We start from the raw sequence: 25887 nt of genomic DNA on the forward strand, positions 1-25887 counted from the left end.
AATCCGGTATCAGGCAAGCAGGGAGATAAGCGCGGTCGCCAAAATCAGCATCACGGCACCGCCGAGACGGGAGGAGATCTGGGCAAAGGGCATCAGCTTCATGCGCTGGGCCGCCGAGAGCACGGCCACATCGCCGGTGCCCCCCATGTTGGCCATACAGAGCCCGCCTGTGATGGCCGCCTCGATGGGATAGAAGCCGATCAGCTTGCCGACCAACGCCGCACCGAGGGCGCCGCCAATCACGGTGACCATGACCAGCACGAAGTAGCTGATGGAGAAGGCGCTGATGAGCTCGGGAATACTGGTATAGGCGACGCCGATCCCCACCAGCAGTGAGGGGGTCAGGTTGCTCACCACAAACTGATACCAGTCGGCTGCCGCCTGCTCATAACGGCGCGGCAGCAGACCACTCACCTTGATAAAGGCGACTGCCAAAATCATCAGGGCGAAGGGGTGCATGGGGATAAAGTTGCCAAGCAGGGAGCCCAGCACAAACATGCTGGAGCTGATGAAAAGGCCCATGCCCAGGCTCTGCAGGGTCGGCGCTTCGGCCTGCTCGTCAGCAATGCTCTGGCTATTCTCTTTGACCATCAGCTTGCCATTGCCGGTCAGGGAGGGGTAACGGCGACCAAGGCGCGCCAGCAGGGAGCCCACCAGAATGGCCAGGGTATTGGCGATCACCACCGCCGGTACCATGCGTGACAAGAGATCCGCACTGGACATCTGCATCGGGCCGGAGAGGATCTCCACCAGAGGCACCGCGCCAGCGCCCATGCCACCGCCCATGATGGGCAGGCCAATCAGCAGCACCGCATTCTTGAAGCCATACCCCATCAGGGAGCCGACCAGCCCCACGCTCAGCAGCGCCAGTGCGACGCCACCGAGAATGACCGGCAGGTAGCGCATGGCGGCATTTTTCAGCAAAGCGCCGCTCATGCCAAACACCGAACCGGTCACCAGACTGGCGATGAAGAAGTTGAGAAAGCCCCCCTCCTTCATGAAGTTGGTGATGACCTGTCCGGCCTGTACCGGCAGCAACTGATATTCAAACAGGGCGGCACCGCCGAAGATGGCAAGGATGGTGCCGCCACCCAAATATTCGCGGATCGGCATGATCCGCTCGCCCAGCTCGGTCAGCAGGGTGCCCAGCACAAACATCAGCGCCAGCGCACCGACCATGCCGAGCGGCAGCGAGCCATTCCAGCCGGAAAAGAGAACGCAGGTCGCCAGCCCGAGAAATATAAAGAGCGGCATACCGGCAATTTGGTTGCCACCCATAAAAGCGGCCTTTTCTTGTGTGGTTGGTAGGGTAGAGAGGTTTTTCATTGTTATGGACTCTGCGTGTGATTGTGGCCGCTACTTTATTGATCCCCCTAGCCCCTGTCGGTTAGCCAGACTGCAAAGCCATATAAAAACATTAAAAACTTAAACGTCACGCCTCGAACAAATGTCATACATCCTGTATGGCAAGCGGGCGTTATATGAAGCTCAATCGAACAAACCGGACAATTATTTTCCAGCCAATCCCGGCTTGTGGATCGGGATAAGCAGAGGAGTCGGTAAAAATAGCAGAACCGGATGACAAACCCTGTGGGCAAATAATCTACGCTGGCAGCGAAACATATTGTAGGGGTCGGTGCCTGTCGACCAGCCGCGCCGCAGCCATCCGTGGCTATGGCCACAGAGACGCAGCAAGAGCAAGGCATCGCAAAAAACTGGCGGCTTGGCCAACATCAGGAAAGGGGAATATCGATATAGAGCGATGAGCCAAGCCAGTGCATACATCGGCACCGGCTTGAACTCACAAGGACTACACGTGGTCAGATCTATTCCATCAGCAGCAATGGAATATTGGCAGGGTCAAAATCATGGCAGATATCGGCATGCTTGCTGGCGCCCTTATTGGGCCCCTCCCGACTCACACCATAATGGGACTCTGCACCATATTCTCCATCACTCAGCAGAGCTTCTATTGCCAGATATACACATCCACTGTCATAGCCATCCACAACCCGTCTCTCCCTGTTTTATAACCTCATCAATATTAGCGGATAAAAAATAAGCTGCGCGAGCGATACAGATATTTTCTGAAAATAGCCTCGAAATTATTACGGTATTTCGTCACATATTCCCGCTCTTCCCTTTTTCCCCCGGACCTGGTCACGCCACAGCCAAGAAGTTCCAATCAAGCCCCACCCGTTCACGATTTGCTGCCACCTGCTGAAAAAGAGATCTGCATCACGCTATTTACTTAGCCTGCTAAACAAATGATAATAGTTAGCAGGCTAACAAATTTATGTGAGTGAGGAACAAGGGATGACGGATCTGGAGAGGTTGCGCGAACTGTCGCTCGCCGAGCAAATCGCACGCATGCACCGGTTGTGGCGTACCGCCGCCGATCTGGAGCTGGCCCCCCTTGGCCTGACCCACCCGCGCTGGACTGCGCTCTGGAAGCTCTCCCGCATGGGCAACCATGTCAGCCAGAAGACCCTGGCCGACGCCCTCGAAATCGAGCTCCCCTCCCTGATGCGTACCCTCGGCCAACTGGAAGAGCAGGGGCTGATCGAACGCCACTGCTGCAGTCAGGACAAACGGGCCCGCATCGTCTCGGTCACTCCCACCGGCCAGACCCTGCTCGACCAGATCGCCAACCGCATCATGAATATTCGCAGAGAGCTGCTGGCCGGTATCGACGAAGAGACCCTGAGTCTGTTTGAGGCGACGGTGCAGCGCATCTCGGCCAATGCCCTGAGCAAGATTGAAACACACAACGAGAACGGTGGGCAGAGCACCCCGCCCGATGCACAACCCGCAGAGGAATAAGATGACCCCGGATCAACAATTCAGCCGCTGGATCAAATGGTCTATGGCCGGCTTTACCGCCCTCTTTGCCTACTTTCTGATGGCAGACCTGCTGATGCCCCTCACCCCGCAGGCCATGGCCACTCGGGTTGTCACCAAACTGGCCCCGCAAGTGAGCGGCAAGGTGGTCGAAGTAGCGGTACACAACAACCAGCAGGTCAAAAAAGGTGACCTGCTCTTCAGGCTGGACCCGGTTCCCTTCGAGCTGGCGGTCGAGCAGGCCCGTCTTGCCCTGGCGCAAGCAGAGCAGCAGAACAGCGAGCTGGATGCGGCCCTCAGTGCCGCCAATGCCGAGCTCTATGCCAAGGAGACGCTGGCCAGCCAGAAGTGGCGTGAGGCTGAGCGGATCAATGCTCTGTTCCAGCGTCGCATGGTCTCGCTGCAGCAAAAAGATGAGGCGGATAGCGCCCTGCGCAGTGCCCAGGCCAGTCTGCGTGCCAGCAAGGCGAAGCTGAGCCAGCTTGAGGCCAGCCGTGGCTTGACCGGGGATGACAACCTGCTGCTGCGCCAGGCTCGCAACAAGCTGGCTCAGGCCGAGCTGGCACTGGCTTACAGCCAGGTACATGCGGATCAGGACGGCACCATCACCAACCTGCAACTCAAGCCGGGCAGCATCGCCAGTGCAGGCAATCCGCTGCTGGCGCTGGTGTCGGAACAAGTGGATGTCATTGCCGATTTTCGTGAAAAGAGTCTGCGCCACGTTGGTGACCAGACCAGGGCGCTGGTCGCCTTCGATGGTGAACCGGGCCAGCTCTATCCCGCCCGCGTCAGCAGTCTTGATGCAGGTGTGAGCGCCGGTCAGTTCGATGCCAACGGTCGGCTGGCCGCCCCGGTCGAATCGGATCGCTGGGTACGGGATGCCCAGCGGATGCGCCTGCATCTGGAGCTGGATGATCTCCCGTCCCACCTCCCCGCCGGTGCCCGGGCCACGGTACAACTGCTGCCGGACAACCCGCTGACCGCCATGCTGGCTCGTGCCCAGATCCATCTGCTCAGCCTGCTGCACTATGTCTACTAACCAAGCTGCGTCACCCAGTCCAGCCACAACCCATCTGTGGCATCGGCCCCTGACCGGTAACGAGCTGCGCCAGTGTCTGCGTATCGCCTTTGGCTGCACCACCGGCTTTCTACTCTGCAAGCTGTGTGGCTGGAATTACGGGGTCTTTTACACCGTGACCCCCGTGCTGCTGCTTGGCATGGTGCCGGTGATGAATGGTCATGCCGCGCGCCAGCTGATCGCCGCGGCAGCCATCTGCGGGGTGGAAGTGGGTCTGTTGGGGGGGCTGTTCGGCAGCCACCTCGGGCTGATGACCCCAATAGCCTTTCTGCTGTTTCTCTACCGCTTTGCCGCCATGTCGCGGGGCAGTCTGTTCCTGTTTGGTGCCAACGGTGTGCTGAGCCTCAGCATCATGCTCCACTTTGCCAGCTATCCGCAGACCGACCTCAACGACCTCATCTTCAATAACCTCTGGGCCAGCGTGCTGTCGGTGCTTATCGCCTACCTGATGATGGCCCTGATACCGGATGTGGAGGCGCGCCCCAAACCAACCCCAGCCCCCAAGGCACCGCACCGGATGCGCCATGAGGCTCTGCTGGGAGCAACGGTCGCCACCCTCTCGTTTCTGGTGTTTCAGGTGTTTGATCTGCGTGACTCCATGTCGGCGCAAGCCACCACCCTGCTGGTGCTCTTTCCCATGCACTGGAACGGGGCGCTGAACTACGCCCGCAAACGGGCCATGGGCACCTTGCTCGGGGTCACCTTCGGTCTGCTTGGCCAGCTGCTGCTCTATGACTGGTCGGGTCAACTGCTGCTGGTGGCTCCGCTGCTCTGGCTCGGCGCCATGCTGTTCAGCCATGCCCATGTGAAGGAGGCGAGCGGTTCCGGCGTCGGTTTTGGCGCCCTGACCACCCTCGGCATCCTGTTCGGTCAATATCTGACGCCGGGAAACGATCTGGTATTCAGTGCGCTCTACCGGGTCAGCAGCATCCTCTTTGCCATCGTGGCCACCCTGCTTATCTGCTATCTGGTGCACCAATTACTCAACCGCTTTGAGGCAACCCGCTTCGGCTGCTGACGGTTGGCGTACTCGAACGCCACTAACCACCTTGACCAGGCGGAGCAAGGACGCTAGCTATGCTTGTAGAGCTGCAATGTATGGGTGAGGAGCCGCGCTATGGTCGCTGAGTGGGGAAAATGGTTGGCAGGGGTGCTCTGGCTGGCGGCAAGCCAGACCGGCGCAGCACCATTGCTGATTGGCGCCGAAGATGACTGGGCCCCCTACAGCGTGCTGAACAGGGAGACGGGTCAGCCGCAAGGGCTGGCCCCCGAGCTGGTTCGGGCGGTATTCGCCGCCGAAGGCATCGAGGTCGCCTTTCGTACCCTTCCCTTTGCCCGCTGCATGCACGATGCCAAGAGCGACCAGCTGGCAGGCTGCTTCGATGCCACCATCACGGATGAGAATCACGACCAGTACTTTTGGCACAAGACCCCCATGTTCAGCGAGGATCTCGCCATCTTTGCCCTTGCCAGCGAGCCACGCCGGGACCTCGACCTCGCCTCTCTCAAAGGCAAGCGGGTCGGCATCACTCTTGGTTACACCTACCCCACCAGCTTTATGACAGATCCGCAGATCGCCCGCTTTCAGGCCAAATCCGACGCCCAGATCCTCGATATGCTGGCACGGGGCCGAGTCGACTACATCCTGATGAACGGCATGCCGGGCTATCTCAAGATCCGGGAGAAAGCGCTGACGGGGCAGGTGGTCAAGGTTGGCAAGCTCTCTACCGATGGCTTCTGGGTCGCCTTCTCTCGCCAGCACCCTCAAGGGGAAGAGATGGCCAGACGGTTCGAGAAGGGGCTACAGAAGATCAAAATGAACGGCACCTACGATGCGCTGATGCAGCAGTTTGAAACCCGGCTCGGGGCACGCTGAAAGGCGCTCCGGCCACATTCTCCCCCCGTCAGACATCAATCGACGCAACCCTCGCACAAAGTGATTACAGCAGAGCGTTGAGCTGTTAGGCTCACGCCCGTATGACACCACCGTATAACATCAGGAGAGCTGTAACCATGAACAAGGTCCATATGATGAGCGCGGGGGCACTGGCTCTCTCGCTGCTTGCCGGCTGCAATCAGGGCAATACCCTCACCGTTACCGGCGGTAACCCCGTCAGCTATCAGTGCGAGCAGGGCAAGAAGGTGCAGGTGCGCTACTTCTCCCTCTCCGACGAGAGCCTCAGCTTTATCAAGTTGTCTCTACCGGACGGCAAGGATTACACCCTGCCGCAGGCCATCTCGGCCTCTGGCGCCCGCTATACGGATGAGCGTGAAGCCGTCTGGTGGAACAAAGGGGATGAAGGGTTTGTCGAGATGCGCGGTCAGGACGATGATTGGCAGATCGTCTACAACAACTGCAAACAGCAGTAATAGAAGAGACCCCGGCCAAGCCGGGGTCTCTCTTTTGGTTGTTCTGGGATCAGTTGAGCTCTATTTCGAAGCGGTTGGTCACCACCACGGGAATGGCATCCGGATTGCTGTCCGCCGGACTGTAGCGCAGCCGCGAGAGGGTTGCCAACGCGCTCTGCTCCAGCTCTCCGGGCGGCTCGGCTGCGACGATCTCTGGTTTTATCGGGTTACCATCGGCATCGATCTGGTAGCGTACATCCACATGTCCCCTGACCGGTTTGGCAGGCACAACGACAGGCACGTCATCACCAAAGAATGAACGGCGGTTTTCCTGAATCCAGTAACTGGAGAGCTGCTCGAGGGGAATCGCGATCGGTGTACGGTTAACGGCGACCTCCTGCCGGGAGCTGCATCCTGCCAGCAGCAACACGGCACACCCCAACCACAATGCTTTCCATCCCATGCCAAGCTCCTTTTCGTCTCTTATGCTGGTTGTTTCTTGTTCTGCTCTTGGTCAGCAGACTGGCCGTCCACTGGTCAGTGACCCATCCTAGCGAAAAAGACCCGAGCTGGACATAAACAAAGGGCCAATCTGTGAAGATTGGCCCTGAAAACATCAAGTTGACGAAAGTTAACCCGGCAGAATGCCGGACTCAGGAGGCAAACAGACAAGGGATACGCTCCCCGCCCTCACGCCAGGCATTGAGGTCATGGATCCGCTGGTTGCTGCTGCCACGCCAAAGCAAGCCGGGATCCGCCAGCTCCTTCTCGAACTTGCCATCCACCAGCACATCAAGCAGAGCTACCAGCTCCCGTTGCGGTGCGGTGAGCTCGCCCAGCAGGTAGCCGGTCCAACACCAGATATCCTTGCCGGGACACTCGGCACGCACCCGTTTCACCAGCGCCAGCACATGAGGAACGTTGGCCGGGTGGAGCGGATCGCCGCCGGAGAGCGATAGCCCGCGCCGCTTGATGCGGCTGTCGTTGAGATCCGCAATGACGCGATCGCTCATCGCCTCATCGAACAGCTTGCCTCCGTCAAGGCGCCAGGTGCTCTGGTTGTAGCAGCCGGGGCACTGATGTTCGCAGCCCGAGACAAACAGGGTGGCACGGGTGCCGGGGCCGTTGATCACATCGACCGGGTAGTATTGGTGGTAGTGCATCATCTCTCTCTATTACGGCCCCCTCATCCCCGACCCTTCTCCCGCGAGGGGAGAAGGGAGCAAAGCAGCGCAAACATTACATCGGCCGGTTCCCTCTCCCCTTGGGAGAGGGCTAGGGTGAGGGCTCGGCTTACATATGTTTGACGCGGCGCTTCACCTCTTCCTGCTTGCCCGCATTGAAGGGGCGGGCATCCGGGCTGCCGAGGTAGCCGCAGACACGGCGGGTCACCGACACCTTGGCGGGGTCGTGGTTGCCGCAGCGCGGGCAGGTAAAGCCCTTGGAGGTGCACTCGAACTCGCCGGTAAAGCCGCAGTCGTAGCACTCGTCGATTGGGGTATTGGTACCGTAGTAGGGCACCTTGTCATAGCTGTAATCCCAGACGTTTTCGAGCGCTTCCAGATTGTGCTGGATGTTGGGGTACTCGCCGTAGCAGATGAAGCCGCCGCTGGCGATGGGCGGATAGGGCGCCTCGAAGTCCAGCTTGTCGTAGGGGTTGACCTGCTTCTCCACATCGAGGTGGAAGCTGTTGGTGTAGTAGCCCTTGTCGGTCACACCCGGCACCACACCAAACTCTTTGGCATCGATGCGGCAGAAGCGGGAGCAGAGGTTCTCGCTCGGGGTCGAGTAGAGGCTGAAGCCGTAGCCGGTCTCCTCCTTCCACTCATCGGTCGCGGCCTTGAGGCGCTCGATGATGGCGATGGCCTTCTGTTGCAATTCGGCGCTGTCGAACAGGTGTACCGAGTCACCAAACAGAGCGTTGATGGTCTCGTGTACCCCGATGTAGCCAAGGGAGATGGAGGCGCGGCCGTTCTTGAAGATCTCGCTGACGTTGTCGTCGGCCTTGAGACGCACACCGCAAGCACCTTCCATATAGAGGATGGGAGCGACCCGAGCCTTGACCCCGTCAAGACGTTCGATGCGATACATCAGCGCCTTCTTGGCCACCCGCAGGGCTGCGTCCAGCTTGTCCCAGAAGTCCGCTTCATCGCGGGATTTCAGGGCTATGCGTGGCAGGTTGAGGCTCACCACGCCGAGGTTGTTGCGACCTTCGTGGATCAGCTCGCCATTCTCCTCGTAGGCACCGAGGAAGGAGCGGCAGCCCATGGGGGTCTTGAAGGAGCCGGTCACCTTCACCACCTGGTCGTAGTTGAGGATATCCGGGTACATCCGCTTGGAAGCGCACTCCAGCGCCAGCTGCTTGATATCGTAGCTGGGATCGCCCTGCTTGTGGTTGAGGCCATCCCTGATGGCGAACACCAGTTTCGGGAATACGGCGGTCTTCTTGTTCTTGCCAAGGCCGGCGATACGGTTGCTGAGGATAGCGCGCTGGATCATCCGCGACTGCCAGCTGTCACCCAGGCCAAAGCCGAAGGTAACGAACGGGGTCTGGCCGTTGGCGGTGTGCAGGGTGTTGACTTCGTACTCCAGCGACTGGAAGGCGTCGTAACACTCTTTCTCGGTGCGGGCCATGGCATAGGCTTCCACATCGGCAATGCCCCACTCTTCGGCCACTTCACGGTGCTTCTGCCAGCTGATGGTCACATAGGGGGCCAGTACTTCATCGATGCGGTTGATGGTGGTGCCACCATAGATGTGGCTCGCCACCTGAGCGATGATCTGGGCGGTGACCGCAGTGGCGGTGCTGATCGATTTCGGGGTATCGATCTCCGCATTGCCCATCTTGAAGCCGTGAGTCAGCATCCCCTGCAGGTCGATCAACATGCAGTTGAACATGGGGAAGAAGGGAGAGTAGTCGAGATCGTGGAAGTGCAGATCGCCGCTCTCGTGGGCCTGAACCACATCACGGGGCAGCATGTGGCTGGTAGCATAGTGCTTGGCGACGATACCGGCCAGCAGGTCGCGCTGGGTCGGGATCACCTTGGAATCCTTGTTGGCGTTCTCGTTGAGCAGGGCCGCGTTGGTCTGCTCGACCAGACCGCGGATCTCCTGCGCCAGACGACCGCGCGCCTCGCGGGCCTGATCCCGATCGTGACGATATTCGATATAGGCGCGGGCAATGACCTTGTCATCGGAGGCCATCAGGTGGTTTTCAACCAGACGCTGGATCTCGTGGATATCAACCTCACCACGCCCTTCCAGCTCCTGACTCACCGCGCTTGAGATACGCTGTGCCAGTACCGGATTGGCCTGATTGACCGCTTCCGCAGCACGACTGACCGCCTCGCTAATCAACTGGGCATTGAATGGTGCGCGACAGCCGTCACGTTTGATCACAACCGGTTTCATGAATTTTCCCCGTTAAAAGGCCAGGCAATCTGCTCTGGGCTTACCCTTGTTGGTTCCCCTCCAACGTCTCGTCCTGGACGCAAACAAATTCAGCCGAGGCTTGACAAGCCTGGGCTGAAGAGAGGAAGGGAACAGCTTATACACAGCTTAATAACACAACATATAGGTATTAAAAATGAATGCAGCCCTATATGTGGTGTCTATTAGGCACCAAAGCAGGTAGCCATTTATTGATCCAAAACAGGTTTTACAGCGAGTGGGACAGTTCACGACCAACCAACAAAAGCCTCAAACAAGGCCATCCTCAACGGTGGTGCGGGCTGGCGTCCGATCTGCCCAAGCAGAAAAAAATTCGCAATAAACAGTCTGGATGGCGGAGTGACAGTGCCAAGCAAAACCACTCATACTGAACGGGTAGAGACGACGGTTCGACACAGGATACCCCATGCGTAAATCCCTCTTGCTGCTACTGCTGACTACCCTATCCCTGCCTGTGTGGGCAGCCCGCATACTGGTGATCAGCAGCTACCACCCCGACTATCTGTGGGACATCAGTTACAACCAGGGGCTGGTGGATGGTCTCAAGGAAACGCACCAGATCAGCCACTTCTACATGGATACCAAGCGCCGGCCACGGGAAGAGTTCGACGGGATCGCCCAACAGGCCATCGCTTTCTACCTCAAGAGCAAACCAGATATTGTGGTGCTCGGCGATGACAACGCCATCAACTATCTCGCCAGCGAGATATCGTCCCTCGGTACCCCCGTCGTCTTTCTTGGCATGAACGAAAATCCCCGGCTCAAGGGCTTTGTCGGCCACCCCAAGATCACCGGCGTGCTGGAGCGCCCGCTGCTCAAGCGCAATATCAGCGAGATGAGCCAGATGATGGGCGGTCTCAACAAAGCACTGGTACTGTTTGATTCCAGCAATGTGGCCCTCACCGCCATCGAGGATGAGTTCAAAACCCAGACCGAGCTGCGCGTTGGCCAGACCCGGGTCTACAGCCAGCTGCTCGGCGAGTATGACCTCTGGCAGGAGACGGTGCTCAACAGCAAGAAAAACGGCTATGGCGCCATCTTCCTCGGCCTCTACCACACGCTGCTGGATGAAAATGGCAAACATGTAGATGAGAAAACGGTACTGGAGTGGACCAGCAAGCACAGCCCGGTGCCAGTTTTCTGCTTCTGGGAGTTCACCGTGGGCAAAGGGATGGCCATCGGTGGTCTGGTGCTCGATGGCAAGGATCAGGGGCTGCAGGCGGCGGCGCTCATCAACAACATACTGGCAGGTGCATTGCCTAAAACCCTCTCTCCACGGGCAGCCCTGCGTGGCGAGTATGTCTTCAGCAAGAGCGAAGTCGCCCGCTGGCACCTCACAGTGCCGGAGAAGTGGCGCAACAAGATCCTCTGGCGTGAATAACAGCCAATAAAAGAGAACCCGGCCATGCCGGGTTCTCTTTTTATCTCAGCCTGCGGGCCACTCAGCCCTGCAACGCCTGTTGCAGCTCCTCTTCGCTCCAGACGGTGATACCCAGCTCCTGCGCCTTGGCGAGCTTGGAACCAGCCGCCTCCCCCGCGACCAGCACATCGGTTTTGGCTGACACAGAGCCAGCCACCTTGGCTCCCAGCGCCTGCAGTGCCGCCTTGGCATCGTTGCGCGACAAGGTGGTCAGGGTGCCGGTCAGCACGAAGGTTTTGCCGGCAAAGGGTTGCTCCGCGGCCTCTTTCTTCTCGATGGCCGGCCAGTTGATGCCGGCAGCCAGCAAGGCTTCAAGCACCTCCACGTTATGGGGCTGACGCAAGAAGTAGTAGACATGCTTGGCCACCACATCGCCTACGTCGGCCACTTCGAGCAATTGCTCCACCGAGGCTGCACGCAGGGCATCCAGGGTGAGGAAGTGGTTGGCAAGATTGAGCGCAGTCGCCTCCCCCACTTCGCGGATCCCCAGGGCAAACAGGAAGCGCGGCAGGGTGGTGCTGCGCGCCGCATCGATGGCGGCTACCAGATTGAGTGCCGATTTTTGCCCCATCCGCTCAAGCCCGGCCAGCTGGAGGGCATTGAGGCTGAACAGATCAGCGGGAGTCTTTACCAGCCCCTTGTCTACCAGCTGCTCAACAATCTTGTCGCCAAGGCCGTCCACATCCATGGCACGACGGGCGGCGAAGTGCTTGATCGCCTCCTTGCGCTGCGCCTCGCAGAACAGACCGCCGGAGCAGCGGGCAACCGCCTCTCCTTCCAGCCGCTCCACTGCCGAGCCACAGACCGGGCACTCGGTCGGGAAGAGAATTTCGCGCGCATCAACAGGGCGCTGCGCCTCTACCACGGCCACGATCTGCGGGATCACGTCCCCTGCCCGGCGCACGATCACGGTATCACCGACCATGACGCCAAGGCGCTCGATCTCGTCGGCGTTGTGCAAAGTGGCGTTGGAGACAGTCACGCCGCCGACAAACACCGGTTTGAGCTTGGCCACCGGCGTCACGGCGCCAGTACGGCCAACCTGAAACTCGACATTCTCAAGCAGAGTCATCTCTTCCTGCGCCGGGAATTTGTGGGCGGTCGCCCAACGCGGCGCGCGTGCCACAAAGCCGAGCTCCTCTTGCAGAGCGATGGCATCCACCTTGTAGACCACGCCGTCGATCTCGTAAGGCAGCTCGCCACGGCGGGCCAGAATGTCGTCGTGGAACGCCTGACAACCGGCAGCCCCCTCTTTGAGTTTCACCTCGGGACTAAGCGGTAGCCCCCACTCTTTGAGCTGATTGAGGCGACCGAAGTGAGAGCCACCGAGCTGCTCGCCGCCGACACCGACGCCGTAGGCGTAAAAGCTCAGGGGACGGCTGGCAGTGATACGTGAATCGAGCTGACGCAGGCTGCCGGCGGCGGCGTTACGCGGGTTGACGAACACCTTCTCGCCTGCGGCCAGTGCCTTGGCATTCATCGCCTCGAAACCAGCCTTGGGCATAAACACTTCGCCACGCACCTCAAGCCGCTCGGGCCAACCAGAGCCCCGCAATGCGAGCGGAATGGCCTTGATGGTACGCACGTTCTCGGTGATCTCCTCGCCGGTTGCGCCATCGCCCCGGGTAGCGGCCTGCACCAGCTGACCATTCACATAGAGCAGGCTCACCGCCAGGCCATCAAGCTTGGGCTCGCAGCAGAACTCGAAACGCACTTCACGCTTGAGGCGATCGCTCATGCGCAGTTCAAAGGCCAGCAGCTCTTCGCTGCTAAAGACGTTGTCCAGACTCAGCATGGGGATCTCGTGACGCACCTGCCTGAAGGCAGTCAGCGGCTGTCCACCCACCCGCACGCTCGGGGAAGCCGGGGTTTTCAGCTCGGGGTGGTCAGCCTCCAGCGCGATCAGTTCGCGCATCAGACGGTCGTATTCGGCGTCCGGTACGGTCGGGTTATCCAGCACATAGTACTGATGACCATATTCGGTAAGCAGTTCACACAGTTGACGGTGGCGGGAGAGGATATCGCTCATGAAAAAGTCTCGAAGTGTGATTGAAAATCCGGTCGGGGGTAGAAACAAAAATGCGGTACCTGGGTACCGCACTTTGATTCATTCGACCCGCATGGCGTATTAGTCGCGGCTGGCCTCGTAGGCAGCCAGCTCATGACGGTAACGGGCGATAGTCTCGTCACTCAGTGGGCTGCGCTCCATATCGGTCAGCATCGCATCGAGATCACTGGCCAGCTGATCGGCTGCCTGCAGCATGTCCTCGAAGGCAAACGCGGCATTGCTGCGCAGGGGCAGCTGCATGAACAGGGAGACACCCGGCGTGGTGAACTGCTCCATCCGATAGGGATTGAAGGTGCCCGGCTTGACCATGTTGATCATGGAGAAGAGCACCTCACCCTTGCCGTTGGCATCTTCGTGACGGTGGAAGATATCCATCTCGCCAAACTTGAAGCCAAGCGCCATCAGGGAGGAGAGCAGGGTCGCCCCTTGCAGCTCGTGGCCCGGACGTCCCATCAGGTTGATGACATAAACATCCTGCCAAATCTTCTCGACCGGCTGGGCAGCAACGCGCGGCTCTTCGACCGGCGCTTCGTAGACCGGCTCCTCATACACGGGCTCGGGAGCAACGTGACGGGGCTGCGGCTTGTATTCGGGTTCGGCAGCGCGCACCGGCTCGGCACGCACGCTCTCGTTGCGCACGCCAAAAGTCGGCGCAGTTGCATAGGCTGGCTCGACCAGCGGCTCGTCATCCTGAACCTGCATGACAGGCTCGCGCTGGGGACGGGAGCGGTAAACCGGGGTACGACGATTGACCTGCGCCGGCTTGCGCACGGGTGCAGCAGGCTCTTCCTCTACCACTTCGGGCTGAGGCTCATCGTATGCTTCCTCTTCTTCATAGACAGGAGGCGGCGGGGGAACCGGACGGGCAGCAGGCTTGCGCACAACGGGTGGCGGCAGATCGTCCTCGTCATCTTCATCATCAAAGGCGGGCAATGAGGAGCGACGGCTGAGTTCCGGCTGGCGGCTCTCTTCGTCACGATGGAGCTTGGGCTCGGCGCGACGACCACTGCTGACCACACGCACCTGACCGATACCATCGCTGTCGAACGCATCATCGTCACGATTACGTGACTTGGACTCCATCCGGCCAAGCGGTTTCTCTTTGATCGGTGCCTGACGATTCTTTTTGTTGCTCCACAACCCGTGAATGAGCAATGCCGCAATAGCAATACCGCCCAGGGCAACCAAGATGTAACGCAATTCCTGCATTAGCTGCTTCTCTTTCTAGTTTTGCTCAGCCAAAGCGACGGCTTCACCGATATCGACCGACACAATGCGAGAAACTCCAGGCTCTTGCATTGTGACGCCAACCAGCTGCTCAGCCATCTCCATGGAGACCTTATTATGACTGATGTAAACGAACTGTACTGTGCTCGACATCTCTTTGACAAGAGAACAGAAGCGACCGACGTTCACTTCATCGAGCGGTGCATCCACCTCATCCAGCAGACAAAAAGGTGCTGGATTGAGTCTGAAGATGGCAAAAACCAGCGCAAGTGCGGTTAACGCCTTCTCCCCCCCGGAAAGCAGGGCAATGGTAGCATTCTTCTTACCCGGAGGTCTCGCCATGATGCTCACTCCGGCCTCCAAAAGATCATCGGAGGTGAGCTCAAGCCAGGCACTGCCCCCACCAAACACTTTTGGAAAGAGGGATTTTAAATCTTCATTGACCTTATCGAAAGTGTCCCGGAAGCGTATTTGTGTCTCTTTATCAATTCTTTTAATGGCTTGGCTCAAGGTTTCCAGCGCTTGCTCAAGATCCTGGCACTGGTTTTCCAGATAAGTTGCTCGCGTTTTCGCCTCTTCGTACTCTTCCAGCGCAGCCAGGTTGATGGCGCCAAGTGCCTCCACTTGCGTCTCCAGCGTCTGGATCTCCTGGCGCAGCTTGCCGCGATCAGCGGCAATCAGCACAGCCTGATCGAGATCCACCAGTCGAACCCCCAGCTCTTCGAACTGTTCGTGCAGCCCTTGCCGGCGGGTGAGGTTGCGCTCGCGTTCAAGGCGCAGGGTCGCTAGCTTCTCCTGCAGCACCACCAGCTGCTTGTGATCGGCGCTGCGCGCCTGATCCAGCTCGCTCAATTGACGTTCCAGCTCCGCCAGCCGTTGATGGCAGGCCAGTTGCTGCGCCTCCAGATTGCGCTGCTCTGCTAGCAAAGGGGCGAGATCAGGAATCGCTTCGTTCTCCGGGTTCTTGAGTCCGGCCAGCTCCAGCCCGAGCCTTGCCAACTCCTCCTCACCAAGCGCAATCAGTTGGCGCAGGTTGCCAAGCTCAAGCTGCAAACGCTGACAGGTCGCCTGCTGCTGCTCGCGCCGCCCGCGTGTCTCTTCCTGTGCTCGCTCGCAGCGCCCCATCAAATCCTGAGCCGCCTGCAACGCTTCGCTCAGGGGCTCGCCCTGCTCCTGCAATTCGGCCAGACGCGCCTCTTCGAGCGCCAGCTGTTGCTCGGTCTCGGCCAGCCGCAGCGCCTCTTCGGCCTGCTCTTTATCGAGGCGGATCAGCTCTTCGCCAAGCTGGCCGAGCCGCAGCAGCCGCTCTTGTCTCTGACCTTGCTGCAAGCTCCAGGCTTCGCGCAGTTGCTGCCATTTTTGTTCCTGCCCGCGCAGGGTTCGCTGCGACAACTCCTGCGCATTAACGATGCGAGCCCGCCGTTCATAGGCGGCTGCCAGCTGCTCGCTCAATTGTGCCAGTGCGTCGGCTGCAGCGCGTTGCTCGGTGTGCAACCGCTCACGTTCACCCAGCAGCGCCATGGTACCGAGCGCAGCGCCCTGTCCAATATCCGCCCAGTTCGGCCCCAACCAATCGCCGGCAGGAGTCAGTACCGACTCACCGGCCAGCAGGGTTGGCTGGCGAGCCAGTGCCTCTTCCCTGTCATCGGCCAGCCAGATGGCGTTGAGGAAGGCGGGAACGTGATCACCGCTGATCAAGGAGGCTAGCGTGCCGGCAACGGCTGGCAGTGCCGGGCCAATCCAGAGTCCGTCCAAAGCCGGATTGCACTCGTCCGCAGGGGTCGCGGTGAGCCAGCGACCCAGCACCTTGTCGAGCGCCTGTGCCCATTCGGGGACAACTTGCAGCCGATCAGCCAGAGTCGCCCCCTCCATCTGCTCGCCAAGGATCTGATCCAGCGTCGTTAGACGCGCCTCCAGTTCCCGCAGCAACCCCTGTTGCTGGCTGTGGGCGAGTTTGAGCGCTTCATGCTCCTCAATGGCCTGCGCAAGCTGCGCGGCCAGCTCCCCGGCCGCCGCCCGGCCCAACTCCAGTTCGCCCCCCAGCATATCGAGGGCCGGTTGCAGATCTGCATCCTCTGCGCCGATGGGGCCGGAGCGCTCATCCTCCAGCTTGAGGCGGGCAAGTCGGGTTTTGGCTTGCAGCTCATGCAGGCCACCGAGCCGGGCCCGGGTCTGGTTTAGCTCGCCCTGCAGTCGGGTCACCTGCTGCTGCCACTGTTGCTGCTGCTGGCGGGTCTGCTCAAGCTGCTCGCTGGCCCGCAGTCGCGCTTCCTGTTGCTCGGTGAGCAACTGCTCACACTGCTCCAGCCGCGCCTCTTCCAGCTCGCTTCTCAACACGCCTTCAGTCAGCTGCTCCTGCTGGCTGGCCAGCTGCGCCTTGCGGCTGGTGATGCGCTCCCCGAGAGCCTGGGTTCGTGCTTGCAAGTCACGGCCAAGCTCGCTCTGGTGCAGCTGTTGCTGTTCAAGACGGGCGATGGCCTGCCCGCCAAGGAAAATCTGTTGTTGCCGATTGGCTTGCTCGGCCTGCGCCTCTTGCCGGGCCACCGAGAGGGTGACGTGGCGTCCCTCGTCGGCGGTACGCTTGGCATCGAGCGCCGCCAATGCCTGTTCGACCTGCGCCAGCTCGCTCTTGGCCTCGCCAAGACGATTCTCCAGCGCCCACAGCTCGGAGCCAATCAACTCGGCGCGAGCGGCGCGTGAACGGCTCTTGAGCTGTTTGTAGCGCTCTGCGGTTTCGGCTTGGGCCTTGAGGTGGTCGAGACGGGAGCCCAGCTCGCCGCGGATATCGCCCAGACGCTCCAGATTCTCCTGGGTATGGCGAATGCGCTGTTCGGTTTCGCGGCGCCGCTCCTTGTAACGGGAGACGCCGGCCGCCTCCTCCATAAAGAGCTTGAGATCGGCGGGACGGGACTCCACCAGCCGGCTGACAGTACCCTGCTCGATGATGGCGTAGCTGCGGGGCCCAAGGCCGGTACCGAGGAAGAGGTCGGTCACATCCTTGCGACGGCACTTCTGGCCATTGATCTGATAGTGGTTGGTGCCGTCGCGCAGCACTTCGCGACGCACCGAGATCTCGGTAAAGCGCCCGAACTCGCCGGGCACCCGGTTATGGGGATTGTCGAACACCAGCTCGACCGAGGCGCGGGCATGGGCGGTGCGGTTGACGGAGCCGTTGAAGATGACATCCGTCATGTTCTCGCCGCGCAGATGGCGGGCCGAGCTCTCGCCAAGCACCCAGCGCACTGCGTCGATCACGTTGGATTTGCCACAGCCATTGGGCCCGACCACTGCGGTCATGTCGGCATTGAGCTCGATGCGGGTCGGCTCGACAAACGACTTGAAGCCGGCGAGTTTGATCAGTTTCAGACGCATGGCGACCTGTATCAGTGGCTAAATAAAGGGGAGGCGGGCAGGCGACTTTACCAAATCAAAAGCTTGTTTGTAATATGCTGACTGTCTTCCCATGCACAGATGGAGCTCATATGAGCCAATCACCCCATATGGTCAAAGCATCAATCAGCGGTGCAGATTACTTCCTGCGCGGTTTTTCCCTCATCCGCCAGCCCGGCATCCGCACCTTCGTGCTGATCCCCCTGCTGGTCAACTTCGTGCTGTTCGCCGGCGCCTTCTATGCTCTGCTGTTGCAACTCGACGACCTGTTCGCCTGGCTGCACCAGCAGATCCCGGCCTGGCTCAACTGGCTGGACTACCTGCTCTGGCCAATCGCCCTCATCACCATACTGGTGGTCTTCTCCTTTATCTTCAGCTCGGTCGCCAACTGGATTGCCGCACCCTTCAACGGCCTGCTGGCTGAAAAGGTGGAACAGATCCTGACCGGCGAGGCCCCCAACGACAGCGGCATGCTCGATATCGTCAAGGATGTGCCGCGCACCTTCGGTCGAGAGTGGAAGAAGCTCAAGTATTACCTGCCCAAGGCGATCGGCTGTCTCATCCTTTTCCTTATTCCCGTGGTCGGCCAGACTTTAGCCCCCGTGCTCTGGTTCCTGTTCAGCGCCTGGATGATGGCGCTCCAGTACATCGACTATCCGTTCGACAACCACAAGATCGACTTCATCACCATGCGCGATGCCTTGAAGCAGCGCCGTGGCCAGTGCCTCAGCTTTGGCGCTCTGGTGACCCTCTTCTCCGCCATTCCGGTGGTGAACCTGTTCGTGATGCCGGTCGCCATCTGTGGCGCTACCGCCATCTGGGTCGATCACTATCGGCAGGAGCAGCTGCGCCGCTGATCCTCAAACGGTGATTAAAAAGGCACCTTTCAGGGTGCCTTTTTGCTTTTTCGCATGAATTAAAATAATGGATATATTGCTTTGCTTGTCCCATATAGTCCGAGTTGTTAGGATGCTCGCCTTTCTCGTACCCTGGGATATCTCATGTTACATGCACTCTTCTTGCTGGGCCTGGTGGCCGAAGGGATGACTGGTGCGCTGGCAGCGGGCCGGCGACGGATGGATCTGTTTGGTGTGGTGATCATCGCCTCGGCAACCGCCATCGGCGGCGGTACCATTCGCGATGTGCTGCTGGGGCACTATCCCCTGCTCTGGGTCGAGCATCCGGAATATGTGCTGCTGGTTGCGGGCTCGGCCATGGCCGGGGTCATCTCGGCGCCGCTGATGCGCTACCTCGGCAAGCTCTTTATGGCGCTCGATGCGCTGGGTCTGGTGGTCTTCTCCATTTTCGGCGCAGCAAGAGCGCTGGAGATGGGACATGGCGCCGGCATCGCCTGCATCATGGCGGTAGTGACCGGGGTCTTTGGCGGGGTGCTGCGGGATCTGCTCTGCCAGCGCATTCCACTGGTGTTTCGCCGCGAGCTCTATGCTGCCATTTCCCTCATCACGGCAGCCCTCTACTGCCTGGCGCTGGATCAGGGGCTGCCGACCAACTGGGCGGCCTTTGGAGCGATTGGTATCGGCTTTGTGTTGCGCCTCCTGGCAGTTCGCTTCAAGTGGGGATTGCCCACCTTCAACTACCAGTACGCAACCCACTGAATACGCCAGCTTTTGACGAGAGCGTCCGGATTGCGGACAACAAAAAAGCGCCGGTATGGCGCTTTTTCATGGGCTCTTGCAGCCTCAGTTAATCCCTTCCGAACTGAAGAAGGTCGCCTTGTCGGCGATGAAGCGGATCTTGATGTTCTTGCCATCACTACCCCAGATACAGCTGGTGGTTCCCAGTGCATCGTCACAACGCTCGGCTTTGCCCAGAATAGCGCTGGCCTCGGCGTAGCTCATCCCCATCTTCAGCTTGTCGTAGTTGTCGCGGTTGAGCTTGCTGCAACCGGTCAATGCCAGGGCGATCAGGATCCCCGTTACCAGACGTTTCATCTGTCTCTCCTCTCTCAATCATTGGAGCCTAACAGGTTGGCCCGGGTGATCACCAGCTTCGTACAGGGCCAGTGTCGAGGTGAACAAAGTTGTCATGGGGGTAGTAGCCGACACCACCGACCTTGAGATGGAGCGCAGCCTTGCGTAGATTGGCCAGCTGCACGCCGGGAATGCGCACATCCACCGCCTGCCCCAGGGTGTGGTAGCTATGCTTGGCAACCCCGCGGCTTCTGCGGCGCTTCTGGCGATTGGTCGCCGGCGCCCGATAACCGGAGATGAGCTGGATCTCTCCTCGCCGCCCCAGCTTGTGCTGCAGCAGGAAGAGCTGATCGAACAGCTTGGTATCGATGTCGAACACTTCGTTACGACGATAGTCGCGGAAGATATGGTTCAGTTCGGCCAGCCCGTCATTCAGATAGCGGCCATTCTCCCAATAACTGACCCTTGCCCGCTCACCGGTGTTGAGATTGAAAAAACTCAGTTCACGACCGGTAGTACTGCGGCTTGCCAGTGCAGGGAAAGAGACCAGCGAGCTGCCCAGCAGGCAACCGGCTCCCAGCAACAGGCGACGACGACTTATCTCTTGTTCCAGCATAAGGGGTCCGTCCATCGCAGATTCAAGCGACATGGTTGAATAAAGATTGTTCAATGAATTCGGTTCAGGCGCTTGAAACTACCTCCCGACCGGGATCATGTCAAACCTCTCTCGCCCATGAAAAAGCCCGGCCATGGCCGGGCTTTTCACTCTGTGGCAGGGATCACAGCAGACGGCTCTGGAAGCTGACCCGATCAAATCCGTAGATGTCATTGCGCAGTTGCTGGCGACCATCTTCGTCGATCCAGCTGCTCCAGTAGACAGTAAACACCGGAATTGGCTTGGTCAGCGGCAACCACTTGGTCTCGCTCTCCTTGAGGATCGACGCCACCTTGTCCGGCTGGTAGCGGGAGTCCGCCAGCAGCAGTTCGGCCAGATCATCGGCATGTTCGACCCGGATACAACCCGAGCTGAAGGCGCGAGCCCCCTGCTCAAACAGGGATTTGCGCGGAGTCGAGTGGAGGTAGATGGCCTCGTTGTTGGGCAGGTAAAACTTATAGCGACCGAGCGCGTTGTGATCGCCCGGTTTTTGCCGCAGACGATAAGGGAAACCGGCGGCCAGCGCCTGACGCCACCCCTCTTCGGTAAACTGGACCGGATTGCCCTCACCATCGATCACATCGAACTGCTCACGACTCAGATAGGCAGGATCGCGACTCAGCTTGGGCAGAATATCCTTGCTCAGAATGGAGCGCGGCACATGCCAGGAGGGGTTGAGCACGATGGAACGAATTTCGCTGGCGAGGATGGGCGTAGCACGCTGCTCCTTGCCGACGATGACCCGGCTGGTAAAGACCTCGTTACCGGACTCCACTACGCTCAGGCGATAGTCAGGAATGTTGACCAGCACATAACGGGGCTTGCTCAGCTGATCGACCAGATCACGGCGCCAGAGGTTACGCAGCAGCAGGCTGGCACGTACTTGCGGCCCGGTATTGAGCCAAGAGCGGGTCTGACGGCCGATCACGCCGTCGGCGGTCAGGCCGTGACGACGCTGGAACTGCTTGATGGCCTGCTCGGTATCTGCGTCATAGATGGCATCGCCGTGCCTGGGCGCGCTATCTCCCAGCTCGTTGAGCATGGTACGGATCTGGCCAAGCTCGTCCGAGCTCTCGCCGGCACGCAGGGTCGGCATGTCGAGGGTTGGCCACTTGTTGGCCATCGGCATCGCCAAAAGCTTGTGGACCTTCTCCCGAACCGCATCATATTCAGCCACCTGAGGGCGCAGCGATTTCACCTGAGTGAGCAGGTCATCATCGCTTGGTTTGGTGACCACGGGACGATTCAGATCGAACTTCAGCGTCTTCATCTGTTCCCGGGAGACCAGATCCATCGAGCGCCAGGCATACTGAAAGCGACTCAGCTTGGCGAACGCTTCATCATAGATAGCGCCCCGCGCCGCAGCAGGAGTTGCCTGCATCCGTCGCCAGAGCTTGAAAAAATCGGGATGGAGCTGGGCAAGTACCGCTTCCTGCAGCTGCTGCTCCAACTCGATACGGGCCTGTTCGGCCTTGCTGCCCTGATACCAGTCATGCTGGGTTTTGCTGGCAGCGACTACCACCTGTGCCTCGGCCGCATGCACTACTCCGGCAGGCAAACAGCCAAACCAGACCAGATTGGCAAGGGCCAGCCAATACTTCATCCCCATGGATACCTCAAAACGATGTGTTCACTCTGTCAGACCCTCTGGTCCGGCTGCTCATGATGCGTGAATGGCTATCACTTTGCCAGCACCCCGGAACATAGCGCCACCAGATAATTTCATTGTCATTGATTGAATCGCAATCGGCCAATTCACCCGCTGCTGCGAGCGGAAGAGCCAGCATCCGGCCGCCAATCGCCATATAAAAGCAAGGTGCTCACCAGTGCTGCACCGACATGCGTAAAGCCGCTACAGAGCAGGTGGTCAGCCGGTGTGTGATAACCACGCCCTGGCTAATGAGGTCAGCCCGCAACGCTCCAGGTTTATCGACTGCCACCTCGACTGACTGAAGGGGTAAACCGGTAAAAAAGGGGCTCGTATCAGTGCTATTGGAACTATCAGTAACGCCAGTGACGCCATCCGCAAGAAAATGACGCAGCAAACAGCACCCTTTTCTTATGCCAAAGAGAAGCATTCCTTTGTAATCAGCCACTTCCATAATGTTTGTTTTATCAACAAACAGTCGCGTAGGGTTTGGAGCATCGAGCAAAAGGGGTTAATATGTGACCAAATATTTTTTTGTGATCCACTATGCTTTTTTTGCAATTGGATTAGCATATGCGCGAGATCTGCCTACCAATTTCAGTCAGGCGTAGAGAGTGATATGACGTATAAAAAGTTTGGTTTTCTGACCGCCATCCTGGCGCTGAGCGGTTTCTATCTTTACACCCTCTATCTGGCGGCTCACCCCAACGTGAGTCTGGCCTACCGACTCTATTATCTGGAGGGGAAAACCCGTTTTTGGGAACACAACTCCAGCATGACCTATCTGCCGGGCAACGAGCTCAACCTCACCAAGCCGAGCCGTTTCCTGTCGAGCGAAGGCTGGGCTAAAAAGCCGAGCGAGGAAGGCACCCAGCTGAGCGGCAAGGGCGGCCTCTACTTCGTGCTGCCCAAGCAGGCTGCCAATCCGGAAGAGCTGACCATCCACGCTCGCGTCAACAGCCCGCAAGCGGGGGCTCTGCTGCAGGTGGCGCTCGGTCACGACTTTACCACCACGGTCAAACTGGCCAAGGCCGGAATTAACGAAATCCGCCTCAGCCTGCCGGGGGATTCACTCACCGCAGATCCCAAGCGCCCCAATTTTCTGGCGCTCTCGGCACCAACCCCCATCAACGTTCAATCAGTGCGCCTGACCGTTGCCCAGTGATATTTGCCCTGAACACCGTTTTATAAAAACTACTATCCAATAAGGACGTTCTTATGTCGTATCCAGATTTTCGACTCTCTCTGGTCGTTCCCGTTTACAACGAGGAAGAGAGCATCGATGCCTTCATCAACGCGATAGACAACGAACTGGCCCCGCTGAAAGACCAGCTTGAAATTGTATTCGTCAACGATGGCAGCCGTGATCGCACCCGTGAAGTGGTCGAGCAGGCCATCGCCCGCGATCCCCGCGTAACCCTGGTCAACCTGGCCCGCAACTTTGGTAAAGAGGCAGCCCTCACCGCCGGTCTGCATCAGGCCAAAGGGGACGCAGTAGTGCCGATGGACGTGGATCTGCAAGACCCGCCCGCCCTGATCCTGGAGTTCGTCAAACTGTGGCAGACCGGTGACTACGACACCGTCTATGGCATCCGCGTCGATCGTAGCGCCGATACCCCGATGAAGCGCCTGACTGCTGGCGGCTTCTACCGCTTTTTCAACGCCCTCTCCACCAGCACCAAGCTGCCGGAGAACGCCGGTGACTTCCGTCTGATCGACCGCAAGGTGGTTGAGGCGATCAAGCAGCTGCCGGAGCGTAACCGCTTCATGAAGGGGCTGTTTGCCTGGGCCGGTTTCCGCGCTATTGGCGTTCCCTACGAGCGTCCCGCCCGTCATGCCGGCGAGACCAAGTTCAACTACTGGAAACTGTGGAACTTCGCTCTCGACGGTCTGCTCAGCTTCTCCAGCTGGCCGCTGCGGGTGTGGAGCTACGTGGGCGTGAGCGTCTCTCTGGTTGCCTTCCTCTACATCCTGAAAATCATCACCCAGGTGCTCTTCTTCGGTATCGACGTACCGGGTTATGCCTCTCTGATGTCAGTGGTGCTGTTCCTCGGCGGTATCCAGCTGCTGTCCCTCGGTATCATCGGCGAGTATATCGGCCGCATGTTCGTGGAGGTGAAACAGCGCCCTGTCTACCTCATCGAGGGAGTCTACGGCCAGTACGCCAAGGAGGCGGGCAACAAGCAGGATGACGAGCAACAAGAGCAGCAGGAGCAAGCGTCCTGATGATCTCCCGCGAGGAATTCTGGCGGCTGGTTCGTTTCGGTTTTGTCGGCGGGGGGGCTACCCTCGTCGATCTGGGCACCTCCATCGCCCTGTTTCACACCTGGCCAACCATCTCCGAACATCTGGTGACGACGCTGGCTTTCGCCGTCGCCTTCTGGTTTTCGTTCTTCGGTCACCGTTACATCACTTTCCAGAAGCAGGGAGCCGCCAGCAAGTTTCTGTTGGTCGCCCTCTTCTCGCTGGCGGTGCGTAACCTGATCCTGAGCGGTCTGCTGTTTGCGGGTCTCTCCGGTCTCGTCCCGGTGGTCATTGCCACCCTGACCGTTACTGTACTCACCTACATCCTCTCTCGCGTCTGGGTTTTTGCCTGATGAATGACATGACCAATACCGCTTCCCTGCCCGGGGACAGCCTCCCCTATCGCCCGTCACTGCGCATCAGCGGTCGTGACTGGCTGATGATCATTGCCGCCTTCGTGCTGAGCCGCGTTGTCCTCTATGGCATGGGTTACTTCGGTGTCCAGCTCTATGGCACTCCCGGTATCGGGCCACTGCAGGCCTATTGCCAGTTCGACTGCGTCTGGTTCCAGCGCATCATCGAAAACGGCTACGACCTCTACCCGCGCTGGCTGAGCAAGGGCAATGCGGCCAACTGGGCCTTCATGCCGCTCTATCCGATGGTCTCCGGCGCCATCTCCAACCTGCTCAATGTCGAGAGTCTGATCGGCCTCATCATTGTCGCCAACGCCTCCTTCTTCGCCAGCCTGCCGCTGATGCTGCTGGTGCTGCGCCAGCTCAAGCTGGGTGACGATACCGCCCGTTTCGGCGTCTGGCTGCTGGCCTTCTCCCCCTTCTCCGCCTACTTCGTCTCCGGTTATACCGAGTCAACCTTTATGGCGCTGATGCTGGGGATGTTCCTGTTTGCCTACCGGCAGCAGTGGCTGATGGTGGCACTGCTCGGGGTGTTCATCTCCGCCACCCGCAACCTGGGTGTGATGATGGTCTTCCCGGTGCTAATCCTGGCGCTGCAGGCTTACGGCTGGCGCGAGTTCTTCCGCTTCACCGAGCGCGCCTTCAAGGTGGTCTTCACCCTCTGGATGATCCCTTTTGGCCTGTTTGCCTACATGCTTTACCTCTATCACCTCACCGGTGATGCGATGGCCTTCAAGCACATTCAGGTGGCATGGGGCCGTTACATGGACAGCCCGCTGGACTGGTGGCTAAGCGGTTTCGAACTGGGCGGTCGCAAGGCCTACCTCTCCATCATGGTGATCTTCGGCTGGGGTCTGAACCTCTACCTGTTCAGCCAGAAGCGCTGGGCCGAAGCGACCCTGATGTTCATCTGCTGCACCATTCCGCTGATGACCGGCCTCAACGCCATGCCGCGTTACATGTTCGGTCTCTACCCGACCATGCTGGCGCTGATCCTGCTGACCCATCGCTGGCCCGCCATGCGCCCGGCTGTGCTCTGCATCAGCGGCATGGTTGCCTCCTTCATCGCGGTGGCCTTCGTCAACTTCAAGTTCTTCACCGTCTGATATGACGGCGATGGCTGAAACTCAAATGCCGGTCAACTGACCGGCATTTTTTATGGCCGCTCTTTTT

Annotated in this window: 23 protein-coding genes; 12 read left to right on the forward strand and 11 right to left on the reverse strand. The window is 59.2% G+C overall.

Annotated elements, in window-relative coordinates; all coding sequences use genetic code 11:
- Nucleotides 1-9: 9 nt before the first annotated feature.
- Complete coding sequence (locus AAHA39_RS05435; protein ID WP_320656607.1) at nt 10-1326, reverse strand: 2-hydroxycarboxylate transporter family protein; 1317 nt, start codon at nt 1324-1326, stop codon at nt 10-12.
- Nucleotides 1327-1826: 500 nt separating this feature from the next.
- Nucleotides 1827-2009: a hypothetical protein gene (locus tag AAHA39_RS05440; protein ID WP_225628274.1), complete on the reverse strand. Its 183-nt coding sequence runs from the start codon at nt 2007-2009 to the stop codon at nt 1827-1829.
- A gap of 307 nt (nt 2010-2316) precedes the next feature.
- On the opposite strand from AAHA39_RS05440, the gene slyA reads away from it, so the two are divergent.
- The 5 genes from slyA to AAHA39_RS05465 all read left to right on the forward strand — a co-directional run bounded on the left by slyA (nt 2317) and on the right by AAHA39_RS05465 (nt 6289).
- Nucleotides 2317-2823 carry a transcriptional regulator SlyA gene (slyA, locus tag AAHA39_RS05445; RefSeq protein ID WP_041208161.1) on the forward strand — a complete coding sequence of 169 codons (507 nt, stop codon included), beginning with the start codon at nt 2317-2319 and terminating at the stop codon, nt 2821-2823.
- A gap of 1 nt (nt 2824) precedes the next feature.
- Entirely contained in the window at nt 2825-3880 is a 1056-nt protein-coding gene (locus AAHA39_RS05450; RefSeq protein ID WP_320656606.1) for an HlyD family secretion protein, read from the forward strand.
- Nucleotides 3870-4937, forward strand: a complete 1068-nt coding sequence (locus AAHA39_RS05455) for a DUF2955 domain-containing protein (RefSeq protein ID WP_320656605.1) — start codon at nt 3870-3872, stop codon at nt 4935-4937. Before AAHA39_RS05450 ends, AAHA39_RS05455 begins: the two co-directional genes overlap by 11 nt.
- A gap of 99 nt (nt 4938-5036) precedes the next feature.
- Nucleotides 5037-5795, forward strand: a complete 759-nt coding sequence (locus tag AAHA39_RS05460; RefSeq protein WP_043849375.1) for a substrate-binding periplasmic protein — start codon at nt 5037-5039, stop codon at nt 5793-5795.
- 137 nt (nt 5796-5932) lie between these two features.
- The gene (locus AAHA39_RS05465; protein ID WP_042032947.1) at nt 5933-6289 is read left to right on the forward strand and encodes an MliC family protein; all 357 of its coding nucleotides are present in this window, start codon (nt 5933-5935) and stop codon (nt 6287-6289) included.
- A 49-nt stretch (nt 6290-6338) separates the two neighbouring features.
- Here AAHA39_RS05465 and AAHA39_RS05470 read toward each other — a convergent pair whose 3' ends face one another.
- The 3 genes from AAHA39_RS05470 to nrdD form a co-directional block, all read right to left on the reverse strand.
- A complete protein-coding gene (locus AAHA39_RS05470; protein WP_320656604.1) occupies nt 6339-6731 on the reverse strand; it encodes an energy transducer TonB in 393 nt (130 codons plus the stop codon).
- 190 nt (nt 6732-6921) lie between these two features.
- Nucleotides 6922-7431 carry an anaerobic ribonucleoside-triphosphate reductase-activating protein gene (gene nrdG, locus AAHA39_RS05475; protein WP_320656629.1) on the reverse strand — a complete coding sequence of 170 codons (510 nt, stop codon included), beginning with the start codon at nt 7429-7431 and terminating at the stop codon, nt 6922-6924.
- 130 nt (nt 7432-7561) lie between these two features.
- Complete coding sequence (gene nrdD, locus AAHA39_RS05480; RefSeq protein WP_320656603.1) at nt 7562-9679, reverse strand: anaerobic ribonucleoside-triphosphate reductase; 2118 nt, start codon at nt 9677-9679, stop codon at nt 7562-7564.
- A gap of 445 nt (nt 9680-10124) precedes the next feature.
- Here nrdD and AAHA39_RS05485 point away from each other — a divergent pair, with 445 nt between their 5' ends.
- Nucleotides 10125-11099, forward strand: a complete 975-nt coding sequence (locus tag AAHA39_RS05485; protein ID WP_320656602.1) for an ABC transporter substrate-binding protein — start codon at nt 10125-10127, stop codon at nt 11097-11099.
- 61 nt (nt 11100-11160) lie between these two features.
- Here the strand turns inward: AAHA39_RS05485 and ligA are convergent, their stop codons facing one another.
- From ligA to AAHA39_RS05500, 3 genes are all read right to left on the reverse strand, one after another.
- Nucleotides 11161-13167, reverse strand: coding sequence for an NAD-dependent DNA ligase LigA (gene ligA, locus AAHA39_RS05490; RefSeq protein WP_201911822.1), 2007 nt, complete (start codon nt 13165-13167; stop codon nt 11161-11163).
- A 99-nt stretch (nt 13168-13266) separates the two neighbouring features.
- Nucleotides 13267-14415: a cell division protein ZipA gene (gene zipA, locus AAHA39_RS05495; RefSeq protein WP_033115774.1), complete on the reverse strand. Its 1149-nt coding sequence runs from the start codon at nt 14413-14415 to the stop codon at nt 13267-13269.
- Between the two features lie 15 nt (nt 14416-14430).
- Nucleotides 14431-17805, reverse strand: coding sequence for an AAA family ATPase (locus tag AAHA39_RS05500; protein ID WP_320656601.1), 3375 nt, complete (start codon nt 17803-17805; stop codon nt 14431-14433).
- Between the two features lie 110 nt (nt 17806-17915).
- On the opposite strand from AAHA39_RS05500, the gene cysZ reads away from it, so the two are divergent.
- Together cysZ and AAHA39_RS05510 are read left to right on the forward strand one after the other, a co-directional pair.
- Nucleotides 17916-18680, forward strand: a complete 765-nt coding sequence (gene cysZ / locus AAHA39_RS05505) for a sulfate transporter CysZ (RefSeq protein WP_320656600.1) — start codon at nt 17916-17918, stop codon at nt 18678-18680.
- Between the two features lie 144 nt (nt 18681-18824).
- Nucleotides 18825-19439: a trimeric intracellular cation channel family protein gene (locus AAHA39_RS05510; RefSeq protein ID WP_033115777.1), complete on the forward strand. Its 615-nt coding sequence runs from the start codon at nt 18825-18827 to the stop codon at nt 19437-19439.
- 84 nt (nt 19440-19523) lie between these two features.
- On the opposite strand, the gene AAHA39_RS05515 is transcribed toward AAHA39_RS05510, so the two are convergent.
- The 3 genes from AAHA39_RS05515 to AAHA39_RS05525 form a co-directional block, all read right to left on the reverse strand.
- The gene (locus tag AAHA39_RS05515; protein WP_041208149.1) at nt 19524-19775 is read right to left on the reverse strand and encodes a lipoprotein; all 252 of its coding nucleotides are present in this window, start codon (nt 19773-19775) and stop codon (nt 19524-19526) included.
- Nucleotides 19776-19824: 49 nt separating this feature from the next.
- Complete coding sequence (locus tag AAHA39_RS05520; RefSeq protein WP_033115779.1) at nt 19825-20370, reverse strand: YcbK family protein; 546 nt, start codon at nt 20368-20370, stop codon at nt 19825-19827.
- 163 nt (nt 20371-20533) lie between these two features.
- Nucleotides 20534-22018 (reverse strand): L,D-transpeptidase family protein, encoded by a 1485-nt coding sequence (locus AAHA39_RS05525; protein ID WP_104015431.1) that lies wholly within the window; start codon nt 22016-22018, stop codon nt 20534-20536.
- Between the two features lie 658 nt (nt 22019-22676).
- Between AAHA39_RS05525 and AAHA39_RS05530 the strand changes: the two genes are divergently transcribed.
- The 4 genes from AAHA39_RS05530 to AAHA39_RS05545 are packed head-to-tail and all read left to right on the forward strand — an operon-like array spanning nt 22677 to nt 25820.
- Complete coding sequence (locus AAHA39_RS05530) at nt 22677-23222, forward strand: hypothetical protein (RefSeq protein ID WP_033115781.1); 546 nt, start codon at nt 22677-22679, stop codon at nt 23220-23222.
- Between the two features lie 53 nt (nt 23223-23275).
- Complete coding sequence (locus AAHA39_RS05535; RefSeq protein WP_320656599.1) at nt 23276-24283, forward strand: glycosyltransferase family 2 protein; 1008 nt, start codon at nt 23276-23278, stop codon at nt 24281-24283.
- Nucleotides 24283-24654: a GtrA family protein gene (locus tag AAHA39_RS05540; RefSeq protein ID WP_033115783.1), complete on the forward strand. Its 372-nt coding sequence runs from the start codon at nt 24283-24285 to the stop codon at nt 24652-24654. The genes AAHA39_RS05535 and AAHA39_RS05540 overlap by 1 nt, the downstream gene beginning before the upstream one ends.
- The gene (locus AAHA39_RS05545) at nt 24654-25820 is read left to right on the forward strand and encodes a hypothetical protein (RefSeq protein WP_320656598.1); all 1167 of its coding nucleotides are present in this window, start codon (nt 24654-24656) and stop codon (nt 25818-25820) included. The genes AAHA39_RS05540 and AAHA39_RS05545 overlap by 1 nt, the downstream gene beginning before the upstream one ends.
- The last annotated feature ends 67 nt before the right edge of the window (nt 25821-25887 follow it).

The organism is Aeromonas sp. SE22, from assembly GCF_038739755.1.
Taxonomy (GTDB): domain Bacteria; phylum Pseudomonadota; class Gammaproteobacteria; order Enterobacterales; family Aeromonadaceae; genus Aeromonas; species Aeromonas jandaei.

What these genes read in the sequence shown, in the direction of transcription:
- AAHA39_RS05435 (WP_320656607.1), bottom strand. Translation starts at nt 1,326, where the DNA reads ATGAAAAACCTCTCTACCCTACCAACCACACAAGAAAAGGCCGCTTTT.
- slyA (WP_041208161.1), top strand. Translation starts at nt 2,317, where the DNA reads ATGACGGATCTGGAGAGGTTGCGCGAACTGTCGCTCGCCGAGCAAATC.
- AAHA39_RS05450 (WP_320656606.1), top strand. Translation starts at nt 2,825, where the DNA reads ATGACCCCGGATCAACAATTCAGCCGCTGGATCAAATGGTCTATGGCC.
- AAHA39_RS05455 (WP_320656605.1), top strand. Translation starts at nt 3,870, where the DNA reads ATGTCTACTAACCAAGCTGCGTCACCCAGTCCAGCCACAACCCATCTG.
- AAHA39_RS05460 (WP_043849375.1), top strand. Translation starts at nt 5,037, where the DNA reads ATGGTCGCTGAGTGGGGAAAATGGTTGGCAGGGGTGCTCTGGCTGGCG.
- AAHA39_RS05465 (WP_042032947.1), top strand. Translation starts at nt 5,933, where the DNA reads ATGAACAAGGTCCATATGATGAGCGCGGGGGCACTGGCTCTCTCGCTG.
- AAHA39_RS05470 (WP_320656604.1), bottom strand. Translation starts at nt 6,731, where the DNA reads ATGGGATGGAAAGCATTGTGGTTGGGGTGTGCCGTGTTGCTGCTGGCA.
- nrdG (WP_320656629.1), bottom strand. Translation starts at nt 7,431, where the DNA reads ATGCACTACCACCAATACTACCCGGTCGATGTGATCAACGGCCCCGGC.
- nrdD (WP_320656603.1), bottom strand. Translation starts at nt 9,679, where the DNA reads ATGAAACCGGTTGTGATCAAACGTGACGGCTGTCGCGCACCATTCAAT.
- AAHA39_RS05485 (WP_320656602.1), top strand. Translation starts at nt 10,125, where the DNA reads ATGCGTAAATCCCTCTTGCTGCTACTGCTGACTACCCTATCCCTGCCT.
- ligA (WP_201911822.1), bottom strand. Translation starts at nt 13,167, where the DNA reads ATGAGCGATATCCTCTCCCGCCACCGTCAACTGTGTGAACTGCTTACC.
- zipA (WP_033115774.1), bottom strand. Translation starts at nt 14,415, where the DNA reads ATGCAGGAATTGCGTTACATCTTGGTTGCCCTGGGCGGTATTGCTATT.
- AAHA39_RS05500 (WP_320656601.1), bottom strand. Translation starts at nt 17,805, where the DNA reads ATGCGTCTGAAACTGATCAAACTCGCCGGCTTCAAGTCGTTTGTCGAG.
- cysZ (WP_320656600.1), top strand. Translation starts at nt 17,916, where the DNA reads ATGAGCCAATCACCCCATATGGTCAAAGCATCAATCAGCGGTGCAGAT.
- AAHA39_RS05510 (WP_033115777.1), top strand. Translation starts at nt 18,825, where the DNA reads ATGTTACATGCACTCTTCTTGCTGGGCCTGGTGGCCGAAGGGATGACT.
- AAHA39_RS05515 (WP_041208149.1), bottom strand. Translation starts at nt 19,775, where the DNA reads ATGAAACGTCTGGTAACGGGGATCCTGATCGCCCTGGCATTGACCGGT.
- AAHA39_RS05520 (WP_033115779.1), bottom strand. Translation starts at nt 20,370, where the DNA reads ATGCTGGAACAAGAGATAAGTCGTCGTCGCCTGTTGCTGGGAGCCGGT.
- AAHA39_RS05525 (WP_104015431.1), bottom strand. Translation starts at nt 22,018, where the DNA reads ATGGGGATGAAGTATTGGCTGGCCCTTGCCAATCTGGTCTGGTTTGGC.
- AAHA39_RS05530 (WP_033115781.1), top strand. Translation starts at nt 22,677, where the DNA reads ATGACGTATAAAAAGTTTGGTTTTCTGACCGCCATCCTGGCGCTGAGC.
- AAHA39_RS05535 (WP_320656599.1), top strand. Translation starts at nt 23,276, where the DNA reads ATGTCGTATCCAGATTTTCGACTCTCTCTGGTCGTTCCCGTTTACAAC.
- AAHA39_RS05540 (WP_033115783.1), top strand. Translation starts at nt 24,283, where the DNA reads ATGATCTCCCGCGAGGAATTCTGGCGGCTGGTTCGTTTCGGTTTTGTC.
- AAHA39_RS05545 (WP_320656598.1), top strand. Translation starts at nt 24,654, where the DNA reads ATGAATGACATGACCAATACCGCTTCCCTGCCCGGGGACAGCCTCCCC.